Consider the following 15,721-nt stretch of genomic DNA (forward strand, 5'->3'; position numbering starts at 1 on the left):
CGGCTTGAGCGTCAGGCGATCTTCTCGCGGAAGCCCGCGCCGCCGATGATGCACTTCATCCTGGAAGAGGTGATCCTGCGGCGCCCGATTGGCGGCCGGGAAGTACTCCGCGGCCAGCTACGACACCTCCGCGAGGTGGCCCAACTCCCTTTCGTCGGGCTCCAGATCATCCCAACTGCCCGGGTCACCCACGCCGCCCTCAACGGGCCCATGGTGCTCCTGGATACCGAAGACCACGACCAACTCGCCTACCTTGAAGGACAGGACGTGGGCTTCCTCCAGGACGATCCCGGCGAGGTCCATCGACTCCACCTCAAGTATGGGATGCTGCGTTCACAGGCCCTGTCCATGGAGGACAGCATGGGACTGTTGGACGACCTGCTAGGAGAGACATGACGCACGATCTGGCCTGGTTCAAGTCCAGCTACAGCGGCGACTCGGGCGGCAACTGCATCGAAGTCGCCTACGCCTGGCAGAAGTCGAGCTACAGCGGAGACGAGGGCGGCGACTGCGTCGAGGTCGCCGCGCACCCCGCCGCCGTACACGTCCGGGACTCCAAGGTCGACGGCGGGCCCGTCCTCACCGTCTCCCCCGCCGTCTGGGCCGCGTTCCTGAGCGCTACCGGCTGAGGCGTGACGCGTGGGCCGTCGCCGCGGTCTGCCGGAACAGTTCGCGTAGCAGCTCCGCGCGGCTGCCCCGTGTCTTCATCGCGTGGCAGTTGGGGCACAGCGCGATCATCGCGGCGGGGTGGTCGCGGCCGCCCTTCGCGTGGTCGTCCACGTGGTCGACGTCCAGGATCGGCTCGCCGTCCGCGGTGACGTCGGCCGGCATCCCGCCGCACACCGGGTTCTCGCACCGGCCCCCGCAGCGGTCCAGGACCGCCCTGACCGCGCGCGGGTCGCGGTAGCGGTCGAGGCCCGCCGGCCGGGTGACCGTGCGGTCCCGGTTCTCCGGCTCCGTCGCCTCGATCGCCTCGCACAGCCGCCGGTACGCGTTCACCTCCGCCACCTCCGCCCGCGCGTGGCGAGCGAAGTACTCGGCCGCCACGGGCGGGAGTTCGGTCAACGTCTGCCGTGCGGTCAGGCCGGCGCGGATGTCCGAGGGAAGGTCGTGGTACGGCTCGTCCCCCTCCGCCGTGAGCCACCTGACCGCGCGGCGCCGCGGGAAGGACAGCCCCGGGGGGGGGTCGTAGTAGGCGGGACCGGTCACCACGCCCACGTGGACGTCGTACGGCGCCTTGGCCGCGACCATGACGTCGCCGACCGACACGACGTCCAAGAACCGCTGGATGCCCCAGGCCCAGCGGACCGCCGTCTCCCGGGGCAGACCGGGCACGGCCGCCGTGATCACGTCGCAGGCCTCCCGTTCGGTCATGCCGGGCGCGATCTCCGGTGCTTCCCTCCAGCTGACCGCCGCGTAGCCGCCGGCGAGCCATTCCGGCACCGCGTACCGCTTCGCCCCCTGGTCGTAGCCGCGTATGAGCCAGTACATGCGCTTCCCCTCACCCCGTGCCGCGCCGGGACGGATCCTAGCCCCGCGCAGCACGGCACCGAGCCCCCGTCCCACCGGGTGGGTGGTACGGGGGCTCGGTGCTGTGCGGGGGCCGGGGACTAGCCCTCGGTGACGCCCAGGCGCTCCAGGATGAGCTCCTTCACGCGGGCCGCGTCGGCCTGGCCGCGGGTGGCCTTCATGACCGCGCCGACCAGGGCGCCGACCGCCGCGACCTTGCCGCCGCGGATCTTGTCCGCGATCGCGGCGTTGCCGGCGATGGCCTCGTCCACGGCCGTGCCCAGCGCGCCCTCGTCGGAGACGACCTTCAGGCCGCGCTTGTCGACGACCTCGTCCGGGGTGCCCTCGCCCGCGAGGACGCCTTCGAGGACCTGCCGGGCCAGCTTGTCGTTGAGCGAGCCGTCCGCGACGAGCGCGGCGACGCGGGCGACGTCCGCCGGGGTGATCGGCAGCTCGTCGACGCCGACGCCCTGCTCGTTGGCGTTGCGGGCCAGCTCGCCCATCCACCACTTGCGCGCGGCGACCGAGTCGGCGCCCGCCGCGATGGTGGCCTCGATGGACTCCACCGCACCCGCGTTGAGCATCGACTGCATCTCGAACTCGCTGACGCCCCACTCCTCGCGGAGCCGGTTGCGGCGCACGCGCGGCATCTCGGGCAGGCCGGCGCGCAGCTCCTCGACCCACTCGCGGGCCGGGGCGACGGGGACCAGGTCGGGCTCCGGGAAGTACCGGTAGTCCTCGGCGTTGTCCTTGATCCGGCCGGAGGTGGTGGAGCCGTCGTCCTCGTGGAAGTGACGGGTCTCCTGGACGATCGTGCCGCCCGACTGGAGGACCGCCGCGTGCCGCTGGACCTCGAAGCGGACGGCGCGCTCCACCGACCGCAGCGAGTTGACGTTCTTGGTCTCCGAGCGGGTGCCGAAGGTCGCGGTGCCGTGCGGGCGCAGCGACAGGTTCACGTCGCAGCGCATCTGGCCCTTGTCCATGCGGGCCTCGGAGACGCCGAGCGCCCGGATGACCTCGCGCAGCTCGGCGACGTACGCCTTGGCGACCTCGGGGGCCCGCTCGCCCGCGCCCTCGATCGGCTTGGTGACGATCTCGATGAGCGGGATGCCGGCGCGGTTGTAGTCGAGCAGGGAGTGGGACGCGCCGTGGATGCGGCCGGTGGCGCCGCCGACGTGCGTCGACTTGCCGGTGTCCTCCTCCATGTGGGCGCGCTCGATCTCCACGCGGAAGACCTCGCCGTCCTCCAGCTGGACGTCCAGGTAGCCGTTGAAGGCGATCGGCTCGTCGTACTGGGAGGTCTGGAAGTTCTTCGGCATGTCCGGATAGAAGTAGTTCTTCCGGGCGAAGCGGCACCACTCGGCGATCTCGCAGTTCAGCGCGAGGCCGATCTTGACGGCGGACTCGACGCCGGTCGCGTTGACGACCGGGAGCGCGCCGGGCAGCCCGAGGCAGACCGGGCAGGTCTGCGAGTTCGGGTCGGCGCCCAGCTCGGTCGAGCAGCCGCAGAACATCTTGGTCTTCGTGCCGAGCTCGACATGGACCTCCAGGCCCATGACGGGGTCGTACGCGGCGAGCGCCGCCTCGTACGACAGCAGTTCAGTGACGGTCACGGTGGAACTTTCCCTCTCAGCCCAGCAGGACGTCGTCGTCGCCGAGGCGCTTCAGCTCGCGGTACAGGATCGCGAGGCCGGTGGCGATGGCGGCGGCGGACACAACGGCGTCGATCAGCAGGAGCGTGTCGGACTCGCTGCGGGCCCGGCGGGCCTGCTTGATCACGCTGATGGCACCGAACGCGGTGGTGCCGATCGACAGGTAGGTGCCGGACTTCGACTTCTTGAAGCCCTTGGCCTTGGACAGTGCACTCACAGGGACGGAGCCTCCTCCAGCAGCGGGTGACCCCAGCGCTCGGTGAAGGCGGCCTCGACGGCGGCACCGACCTTGTACAGGCGGTCGTCCTTCATCGCCGGGGCGATGATCTGCAGCCCGACCGGGAGACCGTCCTCCGGCGCCAGGCCGCAGGGCAGCGACATGGCGGCGTTGCCGGCCAGGTTGGTCGGGATGGTGCACAGGTCCGCGAGGTACATCGCCATCGGGTCGTCGGCGCGCTCGCCGATCGGGAAGGCGGTGGTCGGGGTGGTCGGGGAGACGATCACGTCGACCTGCTCGAAGGACTTCTCGAAGTCCTGGGTGATGAGCGTGCGGACCTTCTGGGCCGAGCCGTAGTACGCGTCGTAGTAGCCGGAGCTCAGCGCGTAGGTGCCCAGGATGATGCGGCGCTTGACCTCGTCGCCGAAGCCGGCCTCGCGGGTCAGGGCCGTGACGTCCTCGGCGGAGCGGGTGCCGTCGTCGCCGGTGCGCAGGCCGTAGCGCAGGCCGTCGAAGCGCGCCAGGTTGGAGGAGCACTCGGACGGGGCGATCAGGTAGTAGGCGGCGAGCGCCAGGTCGAAGGACGGGCAGTCCAGCTCGACGATCTCGGCGCCGAGCTCCTTGAGCAGCTCGACGGACTCGTCGAAGCGCTGCAGGACGCCGGCCTGGTAGCCCTCGCCGCGGAACTGCTTGACCACGCCGACGCGCATGCCGGCGACGGAGCCGTTGCGGGCGGCCTCGACGACCGGCGGGACCGGGGCGTCGATGGAGGTCGAGTCGAGCGGGTCGTGGCCGGCGATGACCTCGTGGAGGAGGGCCGCGTCCAGGACCGTGCGGGCGCAGGGGCCGCCCTGGTCGAGGGAGGAGGAGAACGCCACCATGCCGTAGCGGGAGACCGCGCCGTAGGTGGGCTTCACGCCGACGGTGGCGGTGACGGCTGCGGGCTGGCGGATGGAGCCGCCGGTGTCCGTGCCGATCGCGAGGGGGGCCTGGTAGGAGGCGAGGGCGGCGGAGGAGCCGCCGCCGGAGCCGCCGGGGATGCGGGTGAGGTCCCAGGGGTTGCCGGTGGGGCCGTAGGCGCTGTTCTCGGTGGAGGACCCCATGGCGAACTCGTCCATGTTGGTCTTGCCGAGGATGACGACGTCGGCGTCCTTGAGGCGCTTGGTGAGGGTGGCGTCGTAGGGCGGCAGCCAGCCTTCGAGCATCTTCGAACCGACGGTGGTCGGGACCCCGACGGTGGTGAAGATGTCCTTGAGGGCGAGCGGTACGCCGGCCAGCGGGCCGAGCGGCTCGCCGGCGGCGCGCTTGGCGTCGACGGCGCGGGCCTGGGCGAGGGCGCCCTCGCGGTCGACGTGGAGGAAGGCGTGCACCTTCTCGTCGACGGCCTCGATGCGGGCGAGGTGGGCCTCGGTGACCTGGACGGCCGTGAGCTCGCCGGAGGCGATCTTCTCGGCGGTCTGGGCGGCCGTGAGCTTGACGATGCTCATGTCGGTGTCGGTCATGGTCTCTTAGTCCTCCCCCAGGATCTGCGGCACCTTGAAACGCTGCTGCTCCTGGGCAGGGGCGCCGGAGAGCGCCTGCTCGGGGGTGAGCGACTGTCGGACCTCGTCCGCGCGCATGACGTTGGTCAGCGGCAGCGGGTGGGAGGTCGGCGGGACGTCTTGGTCGGCCACCTCTGCGACGCGGGCGACCGCGCCGATGATGGTGTCGAGCTGTCCGGCGAAGTGGTCGAGCTCGCCTTCGGCCAGTTCCAGACGTGCCAGACGGGCGAGGTGGGCGACCTCCTCGCGCGTGATGCCAGGCATGCAGCGATCCTCTGGGGTGAGTGTGTAGTTTCGGCCCAATCCTATGGGGCCGGGGCCCGCCCCGACGAAACGGATTGCCTGCGGGTGGCTGCCGGTGTGGGCGATCGTCCCGCGGGGCGGGCCGGGTGGGCACACCGGGACGCCCCGGCGCAGCGGCCGTACCCCCGCCCGGCCGTCCCCCGGCCGCGGGCCGTGGGTGCCCGGTCGCGCAGTTCCCCGCGCCCCTGGGGTCCGCCGGCCGTCGGTCGAGTGCGGGCCGTGCGTGGCCGGTCGCGCAGGTCCCCGCGCCCCTGGGGTGCCCCGGTCATCGGTCGGCCGCGCCCCGGGTGCGGCTGGGCGCGCAGTTCCTCGCGCCCCTGGGGTCCGCCGGTGGTCGGTCGGGGGCAGGCCGTGCGTGGCTGGGCGCGCAGTTCCCCGCGCCCCTGGAGGGTGACCGCCGTGGCCCGGCTGTGGGGCCGTGCGTGGCTGGGCGCGTAGTTCCTTGCGCCCTGGCGGGGCTGGGTGGGGGTGGTTACGGGGCGGGGGTGTCGGAGAGTTCCGCGGTGATGTCGGCCGGGCGGCGCCAGCCGCGTTCGCCTCGGGCGAGGAGCCAGGCGGTGGCTTCCTGCGGGGGCATGGCCGCCGCGACGAGCCAGCCCTGGACCGCGTCGCAGCCGAGGTCACGCAGGCGTTCCCAGGTCTCGTCGTCCTCGACGCCCTCGGCGACGACCAGCAGGCCCAGGGAGTGGGCCAGGTCGACCGTGCAGCGGACGATCTCCGCGTCCTGCGCGTCGACGGCCAGCCGGGCCACGAACGAGCGGTCGATCTTCAGCTCGCTGACCGGGAGGCGGCGCAGGTGCACCAGGGAGGAGTAGCCCGTGCCGAAGTCGTCCAGCGACATCTTCACGCCGTGGCCGGTGAGGCCGGCCATCGTGTCGGCGGCCCGCTGGGGGTCTTCCAGGAGGACGTGTTCCGTTATCTCCAGCTGGAGGGCGCCCGCCGGGACCCCGTGGCGGGCCAGGCGGGCGGCGACGGCGCCGGCGAAGCCGGGGGTGTGGACGTCGCGCGGGGAGACGTTGACCGCGACCGGGACCTTGAGGCCCTGCGCGCGCCAGCGCGCGACCTGCGCGAGGGCGGTCTCCAGCACGTACTCGGTGAGGTGCGGCATGAGGCCCGAGGTCTCGGCGATCGAGATGAACTCGTCCGGGGGGACCCGGCCCCGCTCCGGGTGCACCCAGCGGACCAGGGCCTCCAGCCCGGCGACGTGGCCGTCGAAGCGGACCTTGGGCTGGTAGTGGAGTTCCACCTCCCCGAGGTCCAGGGCGCGGCGGAGGTCGCCCAGGAGCCCCAGCCGGTCCGGGGTGTTGCTGTCCCGCTTGGACTCGTAGACCTCGACGCCGGTGCGGTCCCGCTTCGCCTGGTACATGGCCACGTCGGCCCGGCGCAGCAGTCCCTCCGCGTCCAGGGCGTGCTCGGGGAACACGGCGAGTCCGGCGCTGGCCTCCAGGACGAGGGTGAGCCCGTCGAGGTCGAGCGGGGATCCCAGCTCGGCGACCAGGCCGCGGGCGACCCGCTGGGCGCTGGTGGTGGAGTCGGTGGTGGGCAGCAGGACGGCGAACTCGTCGCCGCCGAGGCGGGCGACCTCGGCGTCGGCCGGCAGGGCGTGGCGGAGCCGCTCGGCGATCTGCAGGAGCAGGCGGTCGCCCGCCAGATGGCCCAGCGTGTCGTTGACCGCGCGGAACCGGTCCAGGTCGATCAGCACAAGAGCTGACCGGGTGCCCAAACGTTCAGCCTCGTCCAGGGCGGACCAGGCGCGTTCCAGCAGCCACTGCCGGTTGGGCAGACCGGTCAGCGGGTCCCGCAGCTGCTCCTCGGCGCGGGCCCGGGCGATCCACAGGGTGGAGTCCAGGGCGATCAGCGGTACGGCGAACAGCGGCAGCAGCACCGGCCGGCTGACGGCGACCACGCAGATCAGCGGGGCGATGCCGAGGAGGGCGATGGCGACCAGGCCCTGCCGGAGCAGGGCGGTGCGCGCCACGGTGGGCAGCCCGCCGCCGCGCGGGGCCACCGCGATCCACAGCAGGGCCCGGGTGACCAGCAGGTAGGCGACGGCGACCAGCGCGACCGCGGGTGCCGCGCCGAGGCCCCAGCGGTCGGGGTCCCACGGCGACTCCACGCTGGGCGTCTCGCCGAACGCGGCCAGGACGAGGGCCCCCGCGCCGATGCCCAGCAGGTCGACGGAGCCGTGCAGCAGGCCCTGCCGCCAGCGGTGCCGGCGCGCCGCGCCGACCAGGGACACCACGGCCAGCGAGACCAGTGCGGCGGGGATCCAGCCGTAGAGCAGGAGCACGCCGAGGGTGAGGGCCGCGCCGGACCCGGTGCCGCCCCACCAGCGGTCGCGGCCCAGCGCCACCAGGTGGCCGACGATGATTCCGCTGAGCAGGGCGAGTGCCCAGCCCGCGCTGCCGCCGGGGAACGGGGTGTGACGGTGGCTCAGGGCGTCCACCAGACCCGCGGTCAGTACGAGGGCGGCCAGTGCGACGACCACGCGGGGCAGCACACCGCGCCGCCCGGGAACTCCCCTTCCCGCGCCCGCGGCCGGCGGGCGGGTGTCGGCGGTCCTGGTCCCCAGGACGCCGGGCCGGCCCGTCCGTACGGGCGGGTACTCCCCGCCGAATTCGGGTGACGGGTCGGCGCTTTCGGTGGGTTTCATGCCCGTCCCTCTCACAGCCGGCGATGCCGATGCCACACGATGGCCCCGATGTCATGCCATCACGGCCTGGATCGCACCACGCAGCCGTGCACGACAGGCGCACCCCTCAACAGTAGGGCGCAGCAGGCTCCCAGGGGCAGCGGTCGGCGGCGGTTGCCCGAATGCGACCCGGCCATCCTCATCAGTACGGTATCCGCCGAACGGGTGAGACAGGACCAGGACCCCCCTGTCACCCTTCCGATGATCCGACAGGTCACGGGCCCGGGACCAGCCCCTTACCGGCCGTTCGCCACCTCCCCCCGCGCCGGGCGTGCGCCCGCCCGTACGGCCGCACCCCGCGCATCCGTCCGGTTCACCCCTTCCGGGCGGCTCCCCGTCCTACCTCTTTACTCCGCGGCGGGCGGGCCGTCCACCGGGAGGGCGGCCTTCCGCGCCGCGTCGGGGCCGTCGGCCAGCAGCACTTCGAACCCGGCGTCGTCCAGCACCGGCAGCTTCAGCTGCACGGCCTTGTCGTACTTGGAACCGGGGTTCTCGCCGACCACGACGAAGGAGGTCTTCTTCGACACGGATCCGGTCACCTTGGCGCCGCGGCTCTGCAGGGCCTCCTTGGCGCCGTCCCGGGTGTGGTTCTGCAGGGTGCCCGTGACCACCACGGTCAGGCCCTCCAGCGGGCGCGGGCCCTCCGCCTCGCCGGTGCCCTCCTCCTCCATCCGGACGCCCGCCGCGCGCCACTTGCGCAGGATCTCCTGGTGCCAGTCGACGGCGAACCACTCCTTGAGCGAGGCCGCGATGATGGGACCCACGCCCTCCGTCGCCGCCAGCTCCTCCTCGGTGGCCCGTTCGATGGCGTCGATCGAGCGGAACTCGCGGGCCAGCGCCTCCGCCGCCACCGGGCCGACGTGCCGGATGGACAGGCCGTTGATCACGCGGGCGAGCGGACGGTCCTTGGCGGCCTCGATGTTGGCGAGCATGGCGAGGGTGTTCTTCTTCGGCTCGCCCTTCTGGTTGGCGAAGACCGTGACGACCTTCTCCTCGCCCGTCTTCGGGTCCCGCTTGGGCAGTCCGCTGTCCGGGTCCAGCACGTACGCCTTGATCGGCAGCAGCTTCTCGACGGTCAGGGAGAACAGGTCGCCCTCGTCGACCATCGGCGGCTCGGCCGGCTCCAGCGGCCGGGTGAGCGCCGCGGCGGCCACCGCACCGAAGTTCTCGATGTCCAGGCACTGCCGGCCGCCGAGGTAGAACAGCCGCTCCCGCAACTGGGCCGGGCAGGTCTGCCCGTTGGGGCAGCGGAGGTCGATGTCCCCCTCCTTCATGGGCCGCAGCGCGGTGCCGCACTCCGGGCACTCGGCGGGCATCACGAACTCCCGCTCGGCGCCGTCCCGCAGGTCGACCACGGGGCCCAGGATCTCCGGGATGACGTCGCCCGCCTTGCGCAGCACCACGGTGTCCCCGATGAGGACGCCCTTGGCCTTGACCACGTCCTGGTTGTGCAGGGTGGCGAACTCGACCTCCGAGCCGGCCACCGTCACCGGCTCGACCTGCGCGTACGGGGTGACCCGGCCGGTGCGGCCGACGCCCACCTTGATGTCGAGGAGCTTGGTGTTGACCTCTTCGGGGGCGTACTTCCACGCGATCGCCCAGCGCGGGGCCCGGGCGGTGGAGCCCAGCCGGCCCTGGAGCGGGATCTCGTCCAGCTTGACGACCACACCGTCGATCTCGTGCTCCACCGAGTGCCGGTTCTCGCCGAAGTGGTCGATGAACGCCCGGACTTCGTCCAGCGAGCCGACCACCTTGTTGTGCCGGGCGGTGGGCAGCCCCCACTCGTGGAGCAGCTCGTACGCCTCGGACAGGCGGGCGATGTCCAGGCCCTCGCGGGCCCCGAGGCCGTGGACCACCATGTGCAGCGGGCGGGTGGCGGTGACCTTGGGGTCCTTCTGCCGGAGCGAACCGGCGGCGGCGTTCCGCGGGTTGGCGAAGGGCTTGTCGCCGGCCTCGACCAGCCGGGCGTTGAGCTCCTCGAACTTCTCCATGGGGAAGAAGACCTCGCCGCGGATCTCCACGAGGGCCGGGATCCGGTCGCCGGTGAGCCGGTCCGGGATCTCCGCGATGGTGCGCACGTTGGGCGTGATGTCCTCGCCGGTGCGGCCGTCGCCGCGGGTGGCGGCCCGGGTGAGCCGGCCGTTCTCGTAGGTGAGGTTGACGGCGAGGCCGTCGACCTTGAGCTCGCACAGGTAGTGGTAGGCGGAGGAGCCCACGTCCCGGGCGACCCGGTCGGCCCAGGCCGAGAGCTCCTCGTCGTCGAAGGCGTTGTCGAGGGACATCATGCGCTCGCGGTGCTCGACGGAGGCGAAGTCCGTCTCGTACGACCCGGCCACCTTCTGGGTGGGCGAGTCGGGCGTGCGCAGCTCCGGGTACTGCTCCTCCAGTGCCTCCAGGGAGCGCAGCAGCTGGTCGAACTCGGCGTCGCTGACGACCGGCTGGTCCTTCACGTAGTACCGGAAGCGGTGCTCCTCGACCTGCTCGGCCAGCAGCTGGTGCTGCTCGCGCACCTCCGCCGGTACCGTGTCCTGCTGTTCGGCTGCCATGCCCGTGTCCTCCCGTGGCCCCGTGGGTACGTCACTCAGGGTTGTCGGCGAGGGATCTCGCCGCCCTGGCGCAGTGGGCCTGAACCGCACGGGCGTAAGCGGGCGAGGCGCCCGCCAGACCGCACGACGGAGTGACCACGACGGACTCGGCGAGAGTCCCCGGGGCCAGCCCCAGCCTGCGCCAAAGCTTCCTGACACCCATGACGCTACCGGCAGGGTCTGACAGCGGCGTGTCGGTACCCGGCACCACACCGGTGAAGAGTTTCAGGCCACCCTCGACGGCCTCCCCGAGGTGGTCGTCCTCGCGCTCGGTGAGCAGTGAGAAATCGAACGACACCCCGGTGGCGCCGGCCCGGCGCAGCAGCGCGAAGGGCACCTCGGGCGCGCAGGAGTGCACGACCACGTCCCCGTCGTGGACGGCGAAGAGGTCGCGGAGGGTTCCTTCCACGACCTGCCGGTCCACGGCCCGGTAGGTGCGGTAGCCGCTCGCGGTCCGCACCCTGCCCCGCAGCACGGCGGTCAGCGAGGGCTCGTCGAACTGCAGGACGACCTCGGCGCCGGGCACGCGCTTGCGTACCTCGGCCAGGTGCCCGGCGAGCCCCTCGGCCAGGGAGCCGGCGAGGTCGCGGCAGGCGCCGGCGTCCTGGATCACGGCCTCGCCGCCGCGCAGTTCCAGCGCGGCGGCCAGCGTCCACGGCCCGACGGCCTGCACCTTGAGCTTGCCGGTGTACCCCTGGGTGAACTCCTCCAGGGCGTCGAGGTCCTCGCCGAGCCAGGAGCGGGCCCGCCGGGTGTCCCGGCCGGGCCGGTCGCTGATCCGCCAGCCGCTGGGCTCGACGTGCGCGTACATGTCGACGAGCAGGCCCAGGGACCGGCCGGTCATGTCGGCGCCGGGGCCGCGGGCGGGCAGCTCCGGCAGGTACACGAAGTCCTCGAAGGTACCGGTGACGGTCCTGGCCGCCTCGCGGGCGTCCCCGCCCGGCAGGGACCCGACTCCGGTGGCGCCCGCCGCGCTCACCGGCCCGGCCGCACGGTCAGGTCGTTGACCTCGGCGTCCCGCGGCAGGTCCACCGCCAGCAGGATGGTCGTGGCCACCGACTCGGGGTCGATCCAGGCGGAGGGGTCGTACTCCTTGCCCTCCTGGGAGTGCACCTTGGCCTGCATGGGGGTGGCGGTCCGGCCCGGGTAGACGGAGGTGACCCGGACGCCGTTGCCCTTCTCCTCGTGCCGCAGCGAGTCGGCGAGGGCCTTCAGGCCGTGCTTGGAGGCGGCGTACGCGCCCCATTCGGCGTGCGCGTTCAGTCCGGCGCCTGAGTTGACGAAGACGACCTGGCCCTGGGCGGCCCGCAGCGACGGCAGCAGCAGCCGGGTGAGCTCGGCGGGCGAGACCAGGTTCAGGTTGAGCTGCTGGTGCCAGGTCCTGGGCCGCAGCTCGGCCACGGGTCCCAGGTCCACGATGCCCGCGACGTGCAGCAGCGAGTCGAGCCGGTCGGGCAGCGCCTGGTGGGAGAAGGCCCAGGAGATCCGGTCCGGGTCCGAGAGGTCGGCGACCAGGGCCCGGGAGCCGGGGAAGCGGGCGGTGAGCTCCTTGCCCCGGGCCGCGTCCCGGGCCAGGAGGATCAGCTCGTCGCCGCGCTCGTGCAGGCGGCGGGCCACGGCGGCGCCGATGCCGGATCCGGCGCCGGTGATGAGGTGAATAGCCATGGCCCCATGCTCGCACCCCGTGCCCGGCACCCCGTGACGGTGGTGCGGGGCGCGGCCCCGGGGGCGCGGCCCCGGGGCGCGGAAGCCGCGTCCGGGGCCGTGCCGGGTGCCGGGGTGTCTCAGTGGGTGAGGTAGGCCCGGACGACGGTGATCTCCGACTTGTTGCCGGCGGAGTCGGCCACCGTGCCGCGCAGGGAGACGTGGCCGCCCCGGGCCGGGTTCTTCACCATGGCCTTCCCGCCGTGCACGGGGACCGTCCGCCAGGTGTACCCGTCGTCGTACGAGACCTCGACGGTCAGGGACTTGGCCGGGGCCGTGGCGGCCGGGCCCTGGACGGTGACGGGGACACGTACGGTGCGTCCGGCGGGCGAGCTGCCGGCCGGGGTGACGTCCGGGGCGAACCGGACGACGGACGGCGGGAGTTGGGTGACCGCGGCGGTCTTCTGCGAGCGGAACCACCAGGTGGCGGTCACCTTGGTGGAGGTGCGGCTGACGGCCGCGGGCTGGCTGGTCCGGGTGACCAGCTTGTACGCGGCGTCGCCGGCCGGCAGCGTGAACGGGTCGCCGTCGCGGACCGCGGTGTCCCGGCTGCCGAGGACCACGCCGTCGCGGTACAGGGTGGTCCTGCCCGTGGCCTGGAACGAGGCCCCGTTGTGGCCGGCGCCGTCGGCGAGCAGGGGCAGGCTGCCCCACAGCACGTCGCCCTCCCGGTAGACGCCGAGCCCTTCGGCGGCGTCGACGCGCGGCTGGTGGACACCGGTGTTGAAGCGTTCCCGGTAGGTCTTCCCGGCCTGGTAGGCGCGGTCCCGGTCGAAGGCGTACGTGGCCTCCTCGATCGGCCAGCCGTCCTGGTCCCGGCCTCCGATCTGGGCGAACGACATGTACCACGTCACACGGTCGCGGGCGGAGAGGTGCAGCCTCACGGTGGACGGGGCCGGCCTGGGCGTCGTCAGGGCACTGCCGCCGGCGGATTCGGGGAGCTGCCCGATGACGGTGGTGCCGCCCTCCTTGCCGGGGGCGGAGGCGCCCTGGTCGACGAGGACGGTGGCGAGGTCGGCGGCGGTCAGGCTCCTGGTGTAACCGGTGGCGAGGCGGGTGACCGGGCCGCCGAGGACGGCGTGGTACTCGTCGTGGGTGCCGTCGAGCCAGTGCGCGTCCCACTGCTGGAGCAGGGTGCCGGCGGGCGCGTCCGGGCCGAGGTGGGCGGTGCGCAGTGGTGCGTACGACTGGAGCCAGACGCCGAACCCGTGGGTGTCGCCGGTGCCGGTGGTGAGCTGGTAGGCGGGGATGGCGAACTCCATGGTGGCGGTCCCCGAGGGCACGGTGATCCGGACCGGCCGGGCGGTGCGCGCGTCCACGGTCACCGTGGTGTCGCCGCCGATGTCGAGGACGGGCCGGGCGATCCAGTCGAAGCCCTTGGATAGGTCCTCCGGGTCCGCGATCACGTCGGAGTTGAGGAGGTAGCCGCCCTTGGGGACGCGGAGGGTGACGGTGCCGTCGGCGTCGTGCCCGGAGAAGCGGCGGCCGGCGCCGCCGCCGGCGGTGCCGATGATCGTGGTGTCGTAGTGGGCGGTGGGCCTGCCGTCGCGGCCGAGGTGCCTGACGGTCAGGTCGTACGACTCGACCTCGCGCTCGGCGGCCACCGGGGTGCGGACGGTCTGGCCGCCGCCGGACGCCACCGCGTACGCCGAGTAGGTGCCGTCCACGGCGCCGCCGAGCCGGGTGTCGACGGTGAGGTCGACGGAGGCGGTGCCGTGCGCGGGGACGGTCAGCCGGGGCGCCCCGAGGGTGAGGAAGCCCTGCGGGGCGGGCTTGCCGTCGGGGCCGGTCACGGAGGTGGTGAGGTCGAGGGTGACCGGGGTGGCGCCCAGGTTGCGGTAGGTGAGCCTGCGGGTCTGCGGGGTGTCGTCGTGGTGCGGCCACGGCTGTCCGGCGAAGGTCAGCGAGACCGGTTCGGAGACCACGCTCTGGCCGGCTGCGCGGTCCACCGCGATCCGGCCGCCGCCCTGCTGGAACACCGAGTACGCGCCGGCCTTGGCGGAGGCGGTGAGGACGGCCTTGAGGTCGGCGCCGGTCCAGCCGGGGTGCTGCTGCTTGAGGAGCGCGGCGGCGCCGGCGGCGTGCGGCGCGGCCATCGAGGTGCCGGAGATGGTGAGGTAGCCGGGCGGCTTCTGGCCGACCTCGCGTTCGATGACGCTGCCGGGGGCGGCGGCCGCGGTGGTGTCCACGCCGGGGGCGGTGACGTCGGGCTTGATCGCGCCGTCGCCGGTGCGGGGGCCGGTGCTGGAGAAGCCGGCGAGGGCGTCGGCGTCGTCCACGGCGCCGACGGTGAGGGCGGCCTGGGCGCTGCCCGGGGAGCCGAGGGTGCCGGGGCCGGGGCCGTCGTTGCCGGCCGAGATGGCGAAGAGGACGCCCTTGTCGGCGGTGAGCTTGTCGACGGCGGCTTCGAGGGGGTCGGTGCCCGGGCCGTCGGGGCCGCCGAGGCTGAGGTTGAGGACGTGGGCGCCCTGGCCGACGGCCCATTCCATGCCGGCCAGGATGCCGGAGTCGTCGCCGGAGCCGTTGTCGTCGAGGACCTTGGCGTTGAGGAGCCCGGCCCCGGGGGCGACGCCCTTGTGGACGCCGGACTTGGCGCCGGTTCCGGCGGCGATGGAGGCGACGTGGGTGCCGTGGCCGAACCGGTCGGCGGTGCTGCCGGAGCCGGTGAAGTCCTGGGCCGCGGCGACCTGTCCGGCGAGGTCGGGGTGGGTGGCGTCGATGCCGGTGTCGAGGACGGCGATCTTCACGCCCTTGCCGTCGTAACCGGCCGCCCACGCCTTGTCGGCGCCGACCTGCCGGGTGCTCTTGTCGAGGCGGGCGGTGCGTACGCCGTCGAGCCAGACGGAGCCGATGCCGGGGGTGGTGGCGCGGCGGGCGGTGCCGGCCGCCCGGTCGGTGAGGGCCTCCCAGAGGGCGGTGGCCCCGGCCGGGGAGGCGCTGACGGCTTCGGCGCCGAGGAACGCGTACGTGCGGCCCACGGTGAGGCCGCCGGCGGAGCGGAGGGCGGCCCTGGCGGCGGGGGCGGAGCCGCCCTCGTAGCGGACGATCAGCTGGAGCCGGTCGCCGCGGGCCCGGCGGTACTCGGGGCGGGAGAGTTCGGTGAGGTCGAAGAGGCGGGGGTCGAGGCGGCCGGCGTCGATCAGCCCGCGGGCGTCGAGCGGGACGACGCTGGTGCGGCCGCGGTCGGTCCGTACCGAGACGGGTATGCCCTCGCGGCCCTCGGCCGGGGTGAGGCCGACGGGCCGGCCCCCGGCGTCGACGGTGACGCGGTCGCCGGTGACGAGGGTGATGTGGGTGAGGGCGGGGGCGGGCCGCTGCCGTGATCGGTCGGCCGTGGGCGGGGCGGCGGCGGTGTGGGCGGCGGGTGCGGTGGCGGTGGCGGTGGCGGCGGTGGCGGGTGCGGTGGCGGCGGTGGCGGGTGCGGTCAGTCCCGCCGCGAGTGCGGCGGCGACGACCGCGGCTAAGGCGCCCGCGCCGGCCGCCCTCCTGGCCCCCCGGTTGCGATGTGTGCGCAAGGA

General features: G+C 73.5%; 12 protein-coding genes. 2 read left to right on the top strand and 10 right to left on the bottom strand.

Annotated features, from left to right (window positions below; translation table 11 throughout):
- Positions 1–396 (top strand): DUF5753 domain-containing protein (locus ACFY61_RS07500; protein WP_389468243.1); only part of this gene is annotated, 396 nt, incomplete at its 5' end.
- Complete coding sequence (locus ACFY61_RS07505) at positions 393–629, top strand: DUF397 domain-containing protein (RefSeq protein ID WP_389468246.1); 237 nt, start codon at positions 393–395, stop codon at positions 627–629. The genes ACFY61_RS07500 and ACFY61_RS07505, both read left to right, overlap by 4 nt.
- Here the strand turns inward: ACFY61_RS07505 and ACFY61_RS07510 are convergent.
- The 10 genes from ACFY61_RS07510 to ACFY61_RS07555 all read right to left on the bottom strand — a co-directional run bounded on the left by ACFY61_RS07510 (position 619) and on the right by ACFY61_RS07555 (position 15,718).
- On the bottom strand, positions 619–1,491 hold the full coding sequence (locus tag ACFY61_RS07510) for an HNH endonuclease (RefSeq protein WP_389468249.1): 873 nt from the start codon (positions 1,489–1,491) through the stop codon (positions 619–621). The genes ACFY61_RS07505 and ACFY61_RS07510 overlap by 11 nt on opposite strands.
- Positions 1,492–1,610: 119 nt before the next feature.
- Positions 1,611–3,122, bottom strand: a complete 1,512-nt coding sequence (gatB, locus tag ACFY61_RS07515; RefSeq protein WP_389468251.1) for an Asp-tRNA(Asn)/Glu-tRNA(Gln) amidotransferase subunit GatB — start codon at positions 3,120–3,122, stop codon at positions 1,611–1,613.
- Between the two features lie 16 nt (positions 3,123–3,138).
- The gene (locus ACFY61_RS07520) at positions 3,139–3,378 is read right to left on the bottom strand and encodes a hypothetical protein (RefSeq protein ID WP_389468254.1); all 240 of its coding nucleotides are present in this window, start codon (positions 3,376–3,378) and stop codon (positions 3,139–3,141) included.
- Positions 3,375–4,880 carry an Asp-tRNA(Asn)/Glu-tRNA(Gln) amidotransferase subunit GatA gene (gatA, locus tag ACFY61_RS07525; protein WP_389468256.1) on the bottom strand — a complete coding sequence of 502 codons (1,506 nt, stop codon included), beginning with the start codon at positions 4,878–4,880 and terminating at the stop codon, positions 3,375–3,377. The genes ACFY61_RS07520 and gatA overlap by 4 nt, the downstream gene beginning before the upstream one ends.
- A 6-nt stretch (positions 4,881–4,886) precedes the next feature.
- Positions 4,887–5,183, bottom strand: a complete 297-nt coding sequence (gatC, locus tag ACFY61_RS07530) for an Asp-tRNA(Asn)/Glu-tRNA(Gln) amidotransferase subunit GatC (RefSeq protein ID WP_389468259.1) — start codon at positions 5,181–5,183, stop codon at positions 4,887–4,889.
- Positions 5,184–5,694: 511 nt separating this feature from the next.
- Entirely contained in the window at positions 5,695–7,875 is a 2,181-nt protein-coding gene (locus tag ACFY61_RS07535) for a putative bifunctional diguanylate cyclase/phosphodiesterase (protein WP_389468261.1), read from the bottom strand.
- Positions 7,876–8,261: 386 nt separating this feature from the next.
- Complete coding sequence (ligA, locus tag ACFY61_RS07540; protein WP_389468264.1) at positions 8,262–10,460, bottom strand: NAD-dependent DNA ligase LigA; 2,199 nt, start codon at positions 10,458–10,460, stop codon at positions 8,262–8,264.
- A gap of 31 nt (positions 10,461–10,491) precedes the next feature.
- Positions 10,492–11,478 (bottom strand): methionine synthase, encoded by a 987-nt coding sequence (locus tag ACFY61_RS07545; protein ID WP_389468266.1) that lies wholly within the window; start codon positions 11,476–11,478, stop codon positions 10,492–10,494.
- Positions 11,475–12,164, bottom strand: a complete 690-nt coding sequence (locus tag ACFY61_RS07550) for an SDR family oxidoreductase (RefSeq protein ID WP_389468268.1) — start codon at positions 12,162–12,164, stop codon at positions 11,475–11,477. Before ACFY61_RS07550 ends, ACFY61_RS07545 begins: the two co-directional genes overlap by 4 nt.
- 119 nt (positions 12,165–12,283) lie before the next feature.
- The gene (locus ACFY61_RS07555; protein ID WP_389468271.1) at positions 12,284–15,718 is read right to left on the bottom strand and encodes a S8 family serine peptidase; all 3,435 of its coding nucleotides are present in this window, start codon (positions 15,716–15,718) and stop codon (positions 12,284–12,286) included.
- Between the last annotated feature and the right edge of the window lie 3 nt (positions 15,719–15,721).

Origin of the sequence: Streptomyces sp. NPDC012888 (assembly GCF_042900645.1) — a bacterium.
In the GTDB taxonomy this organism is placed as follows: domain Bacteria; phylum Actinomycetota; class Actinomycetes; order Streptomycetales; family Streptomycetaceae; genus Streptomyces.

Excerpts from the sequence above, each read along its gene's own strand:
- ACFY61_RS07505 (WP_389468246.1), top strand. The coding sequence starts at position 393 with ATGACGCACGATCTGGCCTGGTTCAAGTCCAGCTACAGCGGCGACTCG.
- ACFY61_RS07510 (WP_389468249.1), bottom strand. The coding sequence starts at position 1,491 with ATGTACTGGCTCATACGCGGCTACGACCAGGGGGCGAAGCGGTACGCG.
- gatA (WP_389468256.1), bottom strand. The coding sequence starts at position 4,880 with ATGACCGACACCGACATGAGCATCGTCAAGCTCACGGCCGCCCAGACC.
- gatC (WP_389468259.1), bottom strand. The coding sequence starts at position 5,183 with ATGCCTGGCATCACGCGCGAGGAGGTCGCCCACCTCGCCCGTCTGGCA.
- ACFY61_RS07535 (WP_389468261.1), bottom strand. The coding sequence starts at position 7,875 with ATGAAACCCACCGAAAGCGCCGACCCGTCACCCGAATTCGGCGGGGAG.
- ligA (WP_389468264.1), bottom strand. The coding sequence starts at position 10,460 with ATGGCAGCCGAACAGCAGGACACGGTACCGGCGGAGGTGCGCGAGCAG.
- ACFY61_RS07550 (WP_389468268.1), bottom strand. The coding sequence starts at position 12,164 with ATGGCTATTCACCTCATCACCGGCGCCGGATCCGGCATCGGCGCCGCC.